Source organism: Sphingobium sp. (genome assembly GCF_041987595.1).
In the GTDB taxonomy this organism is placed as follows: Bacteria; Pseudomonadota; Alphaproteobacteria; order Sphingomonadales; family Sphingomonadaceae; genus Sphingobium.
In genome coordinates this window covers 1-11,722 of the sequence record NZ_JBHIWJ010000119.1, presented here as the reverse complement: position 1 = coordinate 11,722, position 11,722 = coordinate 1, and the positions used below count along the sequence as shown (strand labels likewise).

At 62.4% G+C, this 11,722-nt stretch carries 15 protein-coding genes; 8 read left to right on the top strand and 7 right to left on the bottom strand.

What is annotated here, in order from left to right:
- The coding region (locus tag ACFC3J_RS19915; protein ID WP_375197780.1) for an ATP-binding cassette domain-containing protein at positions 1 to 602 on the bottom strand (602 nt) is incomplete at its 3' end.
- Between ACFC3J_RS19915 and ACFC3J_RS19910 the strand changes: the two genes are divergently transcribed.
- From ACFC3J_RS19910 to ACFC3J_RS19885, 6 genes are all read left to right on the top strand, one after another.
- Positions 589 to 720 carry a hypothetical protein gene (locus ACFC3J_RS19910; protein WP_375197779.1) on the top strand — a complete coding sequence of 44 codons (132 nt, stop codon included), beginning with the start codon at positions 589 to 591 and terminating at the stop codon, positions 718 to 720. The two genes, ACFC3J_RS19915 and ACFC3J_RS19910, sit on opposite strands and share 14 nt — an antisense overlap.
- Before the next feature lie 78 nt (positions 721 to 798).
- Positions 799 to 1,527 (top strand): SIMPL domain-containing protein, encoded by a 729-nt coding sequence (locus tag ACFC3J_RS19905; RefSeq protein WP_375197778.1) that lies wholly within the window; start codon positions 799 to 801, stop codon positions 1,525 to 1,527.
- Between the two features lie 74 nt (positions 1,528 to 1,601).
- On the top strand, positions 1,602 to 1,928 hold the full coding sequence (locus tag ACFC3J_RS19900; RefSeq protein WP_375197777.1) for a hypothetical protein: 327 nt from the start codon (positions 1,602 to 1,604) through the stop codon (positions 1,926 to 1,928).
- Positions 1,929 to 1,965: 37 nt separating this feature from the next.
- A complete protein-coding gene (locus ACFC3J_RS19895) occupies positions 1,966 to 2,631 on the top strand; it encodes a response regulator transcription factor (RefSeq protein WP_375197776.1) in 666 nt (221 codons plus the stop codon).
- A gap of 108 nt (positions 2,632 to 2,739) precedes the next feature.
- On the top strand, positions 2,740 to 4,044 hold the full coding sequence (locus ACFC3J_RS19890; RefSeq protein WP_375197781.1) for a sensor histidine kinase: 1,305 nt from the start codon (positions 2,740 to 2,742) through the stop codon (positions 4,042 to 4,044).
- Positions 4,044 to 4,397 (top strand): YbaN family protein, encoded by a 354-nt coding sequence (locus ACFC3J_RS19885; RefSeq protein ID WP_375197775.1) that lies wholly within the window; start codon positions 4,044 to 4,046, stop codon positions 4,395 to 4,397. Before ACFC3J_RS19890 ends, ACFC3J_RS19885 begins: the two co-directional genes overlap by 1 nt.
- Before the next feature lie 4 nt (positions 4,398 to 4,401).
- Here ACFC3J_RS19885 and ACFC3J_RS19880 read toward each other — a convergent pair whose 3' ends face one another.
- Positions 4,402 to 5,625, bottom strand: a complete 1,224-nt coding sequence (locus ACFC3J_RS19880) for a polyhydroxyalkanoate depolymerase (protein ID WP_375197774.1) — start codon at positions 5,623 to 5,625, stop codon at positions 4,402 to 4,404.
- 123 nt (positions 5,626 to 5,748) lie between these two features.
- On the opposite strand from ACFC3J_RS19880, the gene ACFC3J_RS19875 reads away from it, so the two are divergent.
- Entirely contained in the window at positions 5,749 to 6,405 is a 657-nt protein-coding gene (locus ACFC3J_RS19875) for a glutathione S-transferase (RefSeq protein ID WP_375197773.1), read from the top strand.
- Between the two features lie 53 nt (positions 6,406 to 6,458).
- Here the strand turns inward: ACFC3J_RS19875 and ACFC3J_RS19870 are convergent, their stop codons facing one another.
- The 3 genes from ACFC3J_RS19870 to acnA form a co-directional block, all read right to left on the bottom strand.
- The gene (locus ACFC3J_RS19870; RefSeq protein ID WP_375197772.1) at positions 6,459 to 7,160 is read right to left on the bottom strand and encodes a glutamine amidotransferase; all 702 of its coding nucleotides are present in this window, start codon (positions 7,158 to 7,160) and stop codon (positions 6,459 to 6,461) included.
- Between the two features lie 71 nt (positions 7,161 to 7,231).
- Positions 7,232 to 7,447 carry a hypothetical protein gene (locus tag ACFC3J_RS19865; protein ID WP_375197771.1) on the bottom strand — a complete coding sequence of 72 codons (216 nt, stop codon included), beginning with the start codon at positions 7,445 to 7,447 and terminating at the stop codon, positions 7,232 to 7,234.
- Between the two features lie 329 nt (positions 7,448 to 7,776).
- A complete protein-coding gene (acnA, locus tag ACFC3J_RS19860) occupies positions 7,777 to 10,446 on the bottom strand; it encodes an aconitate hydratase AcnA (RefSeq protein WP_375197770.1) in 2,670 nt (889 codons plus the stop codon).
- A 405-nt stretch (positions 10,447 to 10,851) separates the two neighbouring features.
- On the opposite strand from acnA, the gene ACFC3J_RS19855 reads away from it, so the two are divergent.
- A complete protein-coding gene (locus ACFC3J_RS19855) occupies positions 10,852 to 11,118 on the top strand; it encodes a hypothetical protein (RefSeq protein ID WP_375197769.1) in 267 nt (88 codons plus the stop codon).
- A 43-nt stretch (positions 11,119 to 11,161) separates the two neighbouring features.
- Here the strand turns inward: ACFC3J_RS19855 and ACFC3J_RS19850 are convergent, their stop codons facing one another.
- Entirely contained in the window at positions 11,162 to 11,365 is a 204-nt protein-coding gene (locus ACFC3J_RS19850; protein WP_375197768.1) for a DUF5818 domain-containing protein, read from the bottom strand.
- A 6-nt stretch (positions 11,366 to 11,371) separates the two neighbouring features.
- On the bottom strand, positions 11,372 to 11,557 hold the full coding sequence (locus tag ACFC3J_RS19845; RefSeq protein WP_375197767.1) for a DUF1328 domain-containing protein: 186 nt from the start codon (positions 11,555 to 11,557) through the stop codon (positions 11,372 to 11,374).
- Positions 11,558 to 11,722 lie beyond the last annotated feature (165 nt).

Sequence of the window (11,722 nt, the reverse complement as noted above, 5' to 3'; positions counted from 1 at the left end):
CCGAAGCCGATTTCATTGCGACGGATGCCGCCCCGGTCGAGCCACAGGGTCTGGCGCGTCAGCCGCGTCAGGAAAGCGCGGTCGTGGCTGATGACGATGAAAGCGCCATTATAGCGGCTGAGCCAGCCCTCCAGCCAGTCGATCGCGTCGATGTCGAGATGATTGGTCGGCTCGTCGAGCAGCAGCAGATCGGGTTCGCTTGCCAAAGCCCGGGCAATGGCCGCCCGGCGGCGCTCGCCCCCGGAGGCAGTGACCGCTTCGCGATTGAGGTCGGTGCCGAGCTGGCTGGCGATCGCCTCCACCTCATGCGCGGGCGGCGCGAACTGGCCCGCAAGCGCGAAGTCGCGCAGCGTCGCAAAGCTGCTGACGTCCGGGTCCTGCTCCAGCATGATGACCCGTGCGCCGGGGCGAACCGAACGATTGCCTTCATCCGGCTCGATCTGTCCGGCGATGAGCTTCAGCAGCGTCGTCTTGCCTGCCCCGTTGCGGCCGATCAGCGCCAGACGGTCCCGCTCCCCGACGAAGATGTCGAGGTTGCGGAACAGCCAATGGGTGCCTTGCGAAAGGCCGAGATTTTCGAAGGAGAGAATGGGAGCCGCCATGGGCGTGCAGCTAGAGCATTTTCAGGCCAGGTGGAACCACCTGACGGATCAGAAAATGCAGAAAACAAAACTGCTTTACGGGATGCCGGAGCGCGAGGGGGAACCGGAAGCTGTCTGACGGCTTTCAACGCGTGTCAGCGTCCATTCATCGCAAACGTCACAAAAGACCTGCATCGCTTTTTGAGGAGAAAACCCCGTGAAATCAACGCTCGCCCTGCTGGCTCTCGGCGCCGCCCTTCCTACCGCCGCCCTGGCCCAGACCAGCGTCACCATTGCTGAAACGGCGCCCATCATCACGCTGAACGTTACGGAAACCGTCGAAGCCGCGCCCGACATCGCCACGGTCGGCACCGGCGTCCAGACCCGCGCCCAGACCGCCGCGCAGGCCATGCGCGACAATGCGGTGCAGATGGACAGGCTGATCGCGACGCTGGTGAAGGCGGGAATCGCGAAAAAGGACATCCAGACCAGCGGCATCAACCTGTCGGCGCAATATGATTACAGCAATCGCGACGGCCAGCCTGCCGGGCCGCGCTTCATCGGCTATGAAGCCTCGAACCAGCTATCGGTGAAGCTGCGGGATGTCAGGAAGGTGGGATCCCTGCTCGATACCATGGTCGAGGCGGGCGCGACCAATGTGAACGGACCGACCTTTTCGATCGACGATCCGCGCCCGATGTTGATGCAGGCGCGCACCGCCGCGCTCAAGAGCGCCAAGGCTCAGGCCGACTTTTACGCGCAAGCGGCGGGCTATCGCGCGGCGCGGCTCGTTTCGCTTTCCGAAAGCAACAGCGGCGGCCAGCCGCCCATGCCGATGATGGTCAGGGCGCAATTCAAGGCTGATTCCGCGCCCGCGACGCCGGTCGAGCCGGGCCAGGTCGGTTCTTCCGTGACGCTGACCGTCCAATATGCGCTGGAGAAATAGCCCCAAGGGTCGCTTCGTCCAATGTCCGGCACCATTCACCACCTGTTCAATGGTGCCGGGCTATGCCATGTCTCATGATGATGATGCGCAGAAAGCTGATCCTGGGTCTCCCGACCATTGCAGTCTTTTCTCTTCTGATTCCCGGCGCTTATCCGGTGGTGCATGCCGCCGGCCAGCGAGAGGAGCAGGATGCAGCGCGCCGGGCCATGCTGGACGGGCAGGTCATGCCCTTCTCTCTCATCAAGCGGCGGGTGGATGCCGCCATGGGCGGCGCCACCTATCTGGGCAGCGAATTCAACCCCTCCTCCAATCGCTATCGCCTGAAATATGTGAAGGACGGCAAGGTGGTATGGGTTGATGCGGACGGTCGCACGGGCGATATAATCGGCTGGGCGCGCTGAACGCGCCACAAGAGCAACAATCAAGAAACGGGGCCATATGCGTCTGCTGATCGTCGAAGATGAACCGAGCCTCGGGCAACAGCTCCGCAATACGCTGGAAGGCGCGGGCTATGCCGTGGACCTGGCGACCGATGGCGAGGACGGGCATTTTCTGGGCACGACCGAAAGCTATGACGCGGTGGTGCTGGACCTCGGCTTGCCCACTATCGACGGGCTGACCGTGTTGGACCGTTGGCGCAAGGAAGGCCGCAGCTTCCCGGTGCTGGTGCTGACGGCCCGCGACAGCTGGTCCGACAAGGTGGCGGGGCTCGACGCGGGTGCCGACGATTATCTGGCCAAGCCGTTCCAGAGCGAGGAGCTTATCGCACGGCTGCGGGCGCTCATCCGGCGTGCCTCGGGTAATGCGTCGAGCGAACTGACGGCGGGCGACGTGCGGCTGGACACCCGGTCGGGCAAGGTCACGCTGAAGGGCGAGCCGGTCAAACTGACGGCGCAGGAATATAAGCTGCTCTCCTACCTGCTTCATCACAAGGGCAAGGTGGTAAGCCGCACCGAGCTGATCGAGCATATCTACGATCAGGATTTCGACCGCGATTCCAACACGATCGAAGTGTTCGTGACGCGAATCCGCAAGAAGCTGGGCGCGGACGTGATCACGACGATTCGCGGACTCGGCTACAGCCTTGACGAACCAGGGCGGTAAACTTCCGCTTTCCGTCCGTCCTGGACGGAAATGGAGGCGCTGACCGCCCCGATGACCGATCCCCAATCCTCTTCGCAGGTCCGCTCGACCGGTTCCCTGAGCCGCCGCATGATCGGTATTGCTGCGCTGTGGATCAGCCTGTTGCTGCTGGGCGGCGGGCTGGCCCTCGACCGGGTGCTGTCGGACGCGATCACGCGCAATTTCGACGACGGGATGAATTATGTCCTGACCGCGATGATTGCTTCGGCGGAGATCGGACCGGATGGCGAAGTGCTGTTCAACCGCGAACCGGCCGACCAGCGCTTTCTGGAACCAAACAGCGGCATTTACTACCAGATCAGCGGCAAGGGGCATGAGGATTGGCGCTCCCGCTCGCTCTGGGACCGGGCGCTGAAGACCAATCCCGACCATCATGACGACGCGCCGCACATCTATGACAGCAAGCAGTTTCCGGGCGAGGATCTGCGCATCATGGAACGCAGCATCATTCTGCCCGGCTCCAATACCCGCTGGATGTTCATGATCGCGCAGGCCCGCGAAGGCTTGGACGGGCAGATCAAGACATTGCGCTCCACCCTGTTCGAGAGCTTCGCCCTGCTGGCGCTGGGACTGATCGTGCTGGCGACGCTTCAGACGCTCTATGGTCTCCGGCCCTTGCGCAAGGTGCGGCATGAGATCGTGCGGATGAGGGCGGGGGAGAAGAATCGCGTGACCGAACCCATGCCGGCCGAGGTCCTGCCGATGGTTGAGGAACTGAACGCGCTGCTCGCCCATAATGAGCGGCAGGCGGAAGAAGCGCGGACCCATGCGGGCAACCTCGCCCATGCGCTCAAGACGCCGCTGACCGTCATCATGAACGCTGCGACCGCGCAGGCGCCCGATCTGGGCGACACGGTGATCCGGGAAGCGACCACGATGCGGAGGCAGGTCGACCATCATCTCGCCCGCGCCCGTGCCGTCGGGCGCCGTGGGGCGGCGCAGAGCCGGGCAGAGGTGTGGGCCAGCCTGGATGCGGTCGAACGTGCGGTGCAGCGGCTCTATCCGGACGTCCGGATCGACATGGACGGGGATAAGGAAGCCGCCGTCCGCGTCGAACGGCAGGACCTTGATGAAATGCTCGGCAATCTGGTCGAAAATGCAGCCAAATATGGCGGCGGCAGTGTCTTTGCCACCGTAGGGCGCATCGGCGGGATGATCGAGATACTGGTCGAGGACGACGGTCTGGGCATCCCCCCGGCGGAACGCACGCGTATCTTCGATCGCGGCGTACGGCTTGATTCGGGCAAGCCGGGAACGGGTCTGGGCCTGGCCATCGTGCGGGATGTCGCGGAAATCTACGGCGGGTCCGTCAGGCTCGATGAGAGCGAGGATCTCGGCGGGTTGCTGGTGCGGCTGCGACTGCCCGCCGCCTGATGAAGCGCGGCTTTTATCTTGGCTGCGGCTTTCTGTCGCTTGCCTTGGGGGCAATCGGGGCGTTCCTTCCGCTGCTGCCCACGGTGCCCTTCATGATATTGGCTGCCTTCTGCTTCGCCCGTTCGAGTCCGGCGCTGGAGGCGCGATTGCTGGAGCATCGCCATTTCGGACAGCATATCCGCAACTGGCGGGAAAAAGGCGCGGTCAGCCGGAAGGGCAAGAAAGCGGCGCTGGCGGCCTTTGCCTTCAGCGTCGTGCTGGCGCTCGCTTTCTCTCCCCTGCCCTGGTGCCTGATCCCGGTTGCCGCCGCGCTGGTCGGCGGCACATGGATATGGACCCGGCCGGAAGCGTGAGCGATCAGTTCATGGCAAGGATCATGTTCCGCACCTGCGGATAGACCTGCTTTTCCCATTTGCTGCCGGAAAAGACGCCATAATGGCCGACGCCCGGCTGAAGATGATGACGCTTGAGATGCGGACGCAGGCCGGTGCACAATGTGTGGGCGGCGGCGGTCTGGCCTACCGCGCAAACATCGTCCTTTTCGCCTTCCACCGTCAGCAGCGCCGTGTGGCGGATCGCTCCCGGATTGACCTTCCGCCCCCGATAGGTGAGTTCGCCCTTCGCCAGCAGGGTGCGCTGAAACACCTTGTCGACGGTCTCGATGTAAAATTCCTCGGTCATGTCGAGGACCGCGAAATATTCCTCGTAGAAATTCTTGATCCGGTCGGCCTCCACCTCCTTGCCGTCGGCCAGCATCTGGTAAAGTTCGCGATGGGCCGCGCCATGGCGCTCCAGATTCATCGACATGAAGGCGGAAAGCTGAAGAAAGCCGGGATAGACGCGGCGGCCACGCCCCGCATAGCGCATCGGCACCATGCTGATGAGGTTCTTTTCGAACCATTCCAGCGACTGTTCATTGGCCAGTTCGTTCACGACGGTCGGCGCTGCGCGCGGATCGATCGGGCCGCCCATCAGCGTCATCGAGCGGGGCGTGGCCGGATCCTTGTCTTCCGACATGAGCGCGACCGCCGCCATGGCAGGCACGCACGGCTGACAGACCGAAACCAGATGCGATCCCGGCCCCAATTCCTTCAGGAAGGTCATGATATAGTCGACATAATCGTCGAAACCGAAGCGCCCGGCGCTGAGCGGCACGTCCCGGGCGTTTTTCCAGTCGGTGATATACACGTCATGGTCGCGCAGCATGGTGTTCACCGTGCTGCGCAGCAAGGTTGCGAAATGGCCGGACATGGGGGCCACTACCAGTACCTTGGGCTGGGCGGTTTCGACATCATCCTTGGCGAAGTGGAGCAGATTGCCGAAAGGCAGATCCATGGCCACCTCTTCGCGCACCGGAACGAGGGCATTGCCGCTCTCCACCTGTCGAATCGCGTAGGCAGGGCGCTGGTGCGTCAGCTTGGCTCCCTGGAATACATCCATCAGCGCAAACATCCGACGGGGCATGGCCCAATCGGCCATCGGCCCGATTTTATCCTTGAAAGACAAGGCGATCTGGGCCCCAAGCCGCGCCGGGGCCAGCATGTCGTTCCAGACCTGATAACCGCTGTACAACATCATCATCTCGTTCAAACGCGCCCCAAGGATATTTGGTGCCGATTCGGTGGCATATGTTCGTTTATACAGGTTTCATATTGCACTGCATCATGATTGATGGGAAAGTAAGGCGAAGCGGGAGGATATGCCATGGCTGTCGCGGAACTGACCATTTCCAGTAAGACTTATTCCTCCTGGTCTCTGCGCGGGTGGCTGCTTTGCCGCATGGCCGGATTGCAGGTGAGCGAGAAGATGATCGCTCTGGACGATCCTGAAAACAGGGCGGAGTTGCTGCTGCTGTCGCCATCCGTTCTGGTTCCCCGGCTGACCCATGAAGGGGCGAGCGTGTGGGACACACTGGCCATCGCGGAATATCTGAACGAACTCTACCCGCATATTGGACTTTATCCCGAAGACCGCATCACGCGTGCCCACTGTCGATCGGTTTCGGGGGAAATCCATTCGGGCTTCATCAATCTGCGCTCCGCCCTGCCGATGAACCTGAAGGTCAGACATGAGAAATTCCCGGTCTTTTCCGGCGCGAAACCCGATATCGAGCGCATCGAGGAAATCTGGACCGAATGTCTGGACGCCTATGGCGGCCCGTGGCTGTTTGGGGAGAAGCCGACGGTGGCCGACGCCATGTTCGCGCCGGTGGCGCAGCGCTTTCTCACCTATGCGGTGCCGCTGTCGGCGAAGTCGGCCGCCTATTGCAACTGGAGCAACGACTGGAGCCTGATGCGCGAGTGGATCGATGCGGCGCGCAAGGAAAAGGACGAAGTCGAGGAGCTGGAAATCGAGTTCTGACGCCGTTTGCGCGCTGCCGCCGCCATTCCAGCGACGGCAGAAGGCGTCAGGCGTCAGGCGTCCAGACCGGCCAGCCACTCTCCAATCATGGCGCGCCCCGCCGCGACGGCGTCGGGGCCGTGGTCGGCATGGTCCTGCCGCAAGGCGATGCCGCATTGCTTTGCAATGTCGAGATCGGCCCAGAAATGGGTGAGCCAGTCCTCGAAACGCGGATCTTCCCCCATTTCGGCGTGAAATTGCAGCGCCAGCAAATTGCGGCCGCGACGGAAGGCCTGATGGGCATAGGCCTGCGTCGACGCCAGCAGGTCGACTCCGGCAGGCAGTTCAAAAGTATCGCTATGCCAGTGCAGTACCGGCACGCCGTCCAGATGACGAAGGGGCGAGTCCGCCCCTGCCCCGTTCAGCGTGACCGGCGCGAAACCCAATTCCATGACCCCACCGGGATAAACCCGCGCGCCAAGCGCAGCCGCGATCATCTGACTGCCCAGACACACGCCGAGCGTCGGCAGGTCCTGCTCCAGCCGGGCGGCGAGCTTTTCGATCTGGTGGGGAATCCAGGGGTGGATATCCTGTTCATAGACACCCATCGGCCCGCCCATCATGATCAGCAGGTCGGGCGTGCAAAGGTCGGCGTCCAGAAAGTCCGGACTGGCGACGTCGATCCGCTCGATCTCGAAGCCTGCGGCCTCGATCGGCTGGAGATACCCCGCCGCTCCTTCGCGCGGCACATGTCGGACGATCAGCGCTTTTTTCATCTCTATCGCGTTGCTAGCCAAGACAGAGGGCCGCCGCTACCCCAGCCTTTCTTGAGGCGGCGATATTCCTCCTATCGGCCCGGCCGGGCGATGCGGAGGAGCGCCACCGCGCCGATGCACAACCAGATGATGTTGAGCACCATCGACGGGATGGCTCCGTGCCACCAGGTGTTGAGGATGAACAGCGCCGATCCCAGGGCGTTCATCCATTGGAACAGCGCCGATTTGCCCGAAACATGCCCGCTCGACACAAGCAGATAAGCGCCCAGCACCAAAAGCGCGCCCATCCATCCGGCGATTTCGACCAGGATCGGCAATCCATCCCCCTACGCAACGATGATGGTGCAGCTCGCGAAGATCAAAGTCCCAAGTGAAGCTGAGGTCGAGAACGGACCTTCCCCTCCAGACCATACCTCTCCCAGCTCCTTCACAAAACGGGAGGGGTGCAAAACCTGCTGCGCTGAAAGCGCAACCCGATCGCAGCGGGACAGGCATGGCGCCCTGTCGGCAACCGACCAAAGCCATTTGGCTTTGCGGACGCCATGAAACCCGGAATGAAAAAAGAGGCTCCCGCTGCGGCGGAAGCCCCTTTTCCCTAGCTCAGCATGTCAGCTGATCAAGCGGCCAGCTTGCGCAGCACATATTGCAGAATGCCGCCGTTCAGGAAGTAATCCAGTTCGTTGACGGTATCGATGCGGCAAAGCGCGGCGAAGGTGAAGGTCGAACCATCGGCGCGCTTCACGATCACGTCTACGTCCTGACGGGGCTTGAGGCCCGAGACATTCTGGATGGTGAAGGTTTCGTCGCCCGTCAGGCCCAGCGTGTCCTTGTTCTGGCCGTCCTTGAACTGGAGCGGCAGCACACCCATGCCGACCAGGTTCGAGCGGTGGATACGCTCGAAGCTCTCAACGATCACGGCACGCACGCCGAGCAGGTTGGTGCCCTTCGCCGCCCAGTCGCGCGACGAGCCGGTGCCATATTCCTTGCCGCCGATGACGACCAGCGAGGTGCCGTCCGCCTTGTGCTTCATCGCCGCGTCGTAGATCGGCATGACTTCGCCTTCATAGCGGGTCATGCCGCCTTCGACTCCGTCCAGCATCAGGTTCTTGATGCGGATATTGGCGAAGGTGCCGCGCATCATGACTTCGTGATGGCCGCGGCGCGCGCCGTAGCTGTTGAAGTCGGCCTGAGCCACCTGATGCTCGCTCAGCCACTTGCCCGCGGGCGAAGTCGCCTTGATCGAACCAGCCGGCGAGATGTGGTCGGTGGTAATCGAGTCGCCGAAGATCGCGAGCGGCTTGGCTTCGATGATGTCCGTGACCGGCTTCGGGGTCATGGTCAGCCCCTCGAAATAGGGCGGGTTGGCAACATAGGTCGAACCGGCGCGCCAGCTGTAGGTGTCCGAACCGGTGACCTCGATCGCCTGCCAGTGCGCATCACCCTTGTAGACATTGGCGTAGCGGGCCTGGAACATCTGGCGATCCATGCAACCGGCCATGGTCGAGGCGACCTCGTCATTGGTCGGCCAGATGTCCTTCAGATAGACGTCCTGACCATCCTTGCCCTGACCGATCGGGGTGGTGATGAAGTCCTCGATCACCGTGCCCTTCAGGGCATAGGCAACCACCAGCGGCGGGCTGGCGAGGAAGTTGGCGCGGACGTCGGGCGACACGCGGCCTTCGAAGTTGCGGTTGCCGGAGATCACGGCGGCGGCGACCAGGCCGTTTTCGTTGATCGCCTTGCTGATCGGCTCGGCCAGCGGGCCGGAGTTGCCGATGCAGGTCGTGCAGCCATAGCCGACGAGGTTGAAGCCGACAGCATCCAGATGCGACTGGAGACCAGCCTTTTCGAGGTAATCGGTGACGACCTGCGAACCCGGCGCGAGCGAGGTCTTGACCCAGGGCTTGGGCTTCAGGCCCAGTTCGTTCGCCTTCTTGGCGACGAGGCCGGCGGCAACCAGAACGCCGGGGTTCGACGTGTTGGTGCAGCTGGTGATCGCGGCGATGGTGACGTCGCCGTCGCCAATGTCGAAATCCTTGCCCTCGACCGCAACGCGCTGCTGCGCCTTCTTGTAGACGTTCGCCATGTCGGCGTTGAACACGTCATCGACTTCCGGCAGCGCAACGCGGTCCTGCGGGCGCTTCGGGCCAGCGAGGCTGGGAACGACGGTGGCGAGGTCCAGCTCCAGCGTGTCGGTGAAGACCGGATCGACCGACGGGTCGATCCAGAAGCCCTGCTCCTTGGCATAGGCTTCGACCAGCGCGATATTCTCGTCGGTGCGGCCGGTCAGACGCATGTAATCCAGCGTCTTGTCGTCGATGCCGAAGAAGCCGCAGGTCGCACCATATTCCGGCGCCATGTTGGCGAGCGTCGCGCGGTCAGCGAGCGACAGCGAAGCGAGACCGGGGCCGAAATATTCGACGAAACGGCCAACCACGCCCTTGGCGCGCAGCATCTGCGTCGCGGTCAGCACCAGGTCGGTGGCGGTGACGCCTTCCTTCAGCTCGCCGGTCAGCTTGAAGCCGACGACTTCGGGGATGAGCATGGAGACGGGCTGACCCAGCATAGCGGCTTCGGCTTCGATGCCGCCCACGCCCCAGCCGAGCACGCCCAGGCCGTTGATCATGGTGGTGTGGCTGTCGGTGCCGACGCAGGTATCGGGATAGGCGACGGTGACGCCGTCAGGCCCTTCGCTCGACCAGACGGCCTGCGCGATATTTTCCAGGTTCACCTGATGGCAGATGCCGGTGCCCGGCGGCACGGCGTAGAAGTTGGCAAGGCTCTTGCTGCCCCACTTCAGGAAGTCGTAGCGCTCCATGTTGCGCTGATATTCGATCTCGACATTCTGCTCGAACGCCTTGGGGGTGCCGAATTCGTCGACCATGACCGAGTGGTCGATGACGAGGTGGACGGGAACCTGCGGATTGATCTTGCTGGCGTCGGCGCCCAGCGCCGTCATCGCGTCGCGCATGGCGGCCAGGTCGACGACGCAGGGAACGCCGGTGAAATCCTGCATCAGCACGCGGGCTGGGCGATACTGGATCTCGCGCTCGGCCTTGCCCTTGTCATTCTGCCAGTCGACGATCGCCTTGATGTCGTCGGTGGTGACGGTGACGCCATCTTCAAAGCGGAGCAGGTTTTCCAGCAGCACCTTCATCGAGAAGGGCAGACGGCTGACGTCGCCGAGCTTTGCGGCGGCCTTCTTCAGCGAATAATAGGCAATGTCCTTGCCGCCGACCTTCAAAAGGTCGCGCGTGCCGAGTGTGTCCTGTCCAATGGCGGTCATGAGTCGTGCGTCTCCTCGCATAGCCCCGACCATGCGAAGGCAGGATGACGCAGTTCCACCAGAAGCTCGCCGGACGGCGAAAGATACCGGACGGCAAGGTGGCGGGATGCGCCCCAACCCATGGCCGAAGCGGGTATGTCCCGATGCGCGCCGCCATAGCGTTTGCGCGCCTCAAGTCAAATGCGAAGGCGCGAAAATGGGACATCTGGGGAATCTTTCTTGTAGACGCGATCATCAGCGCCGGGATACATTGGATGGCAGCCGCGTTCTGGTTCAAGGAGCGGGCTACACAGAGATGAAAACGGGTCGCTCGCTCTGACTGTCGTCGTTGCATCACCACTGGCGCGAACAGCATGCCTTCGTTCGCGCCGATGCCGATAAAATATGTCTGAGGAGGAAGAGACGATGCGCCCTATGTCTAGCCTCGCTACCGGCAAATCTTTTGACCCGGCCTTAAGGGGTTACATCATTCATTATCATCCGGGGGAAGCCAATCATTGCCCCAGCTGCGGCCGCAGCCAGTGGATGGTCGGCCGCCTGATGGCGGAATGCGCCTATTGCGAAACCGCGCTTCCGCTTGAAAATAATCGGGGTGTGGGCGCGTGCGCCCGTTTCGTGCGCGCGCATGACGTCATGACGCCTCACGACACGCGCGACTCGTCAAACTCCTGAATTTTCCGGCCCTGAACATCATGGGCCGCCAACTGACGGCAAGTCAGGCGGCGGCCACACCTTCCACTTCGACAATGCCGTTCCCGGCATAATAGCCCTGCACCCGCACCCGTTTTTCGACATGGTCAACGGGCACGCGCAACAATATCAGCCGAAACGTTCCACCCTGGTCTCGCTGGAGCAGGAACCCGGCCTCGTCCCGTATCAAACGTCCGGTTTCATCCACTCCAGCGCCGATTTCGATCATGATGCGTCAGTCTATCGCGTTCTTGATTCCCTTTCCAGCCAGCAGTCCGAGGACGAGAAAGATCACGAACAGCGCGATCGCCAGCACGAACAGGAATTTGGCAATGCCGACAAAGGTGCCGGCGGCGCCGCCGAAGCCCAAAATGGCGAGAACGGCAGCAATCACGAGAGAAATGATGGCGAGGCGGATCATGCGACACTCCTATTGCGGAAACAGCTGACTTTCTGAACGGCTGGCGCGCCGGCCGGGTTCCTTCCCGGCACATCCTGCGAAGTTGCAACGCGGGAACTGTTTGGGTCACGCATTTGAAATAATCTGCTTCCGCCTGTCCCCTATTCGGCATCAAACGGCCGGTCA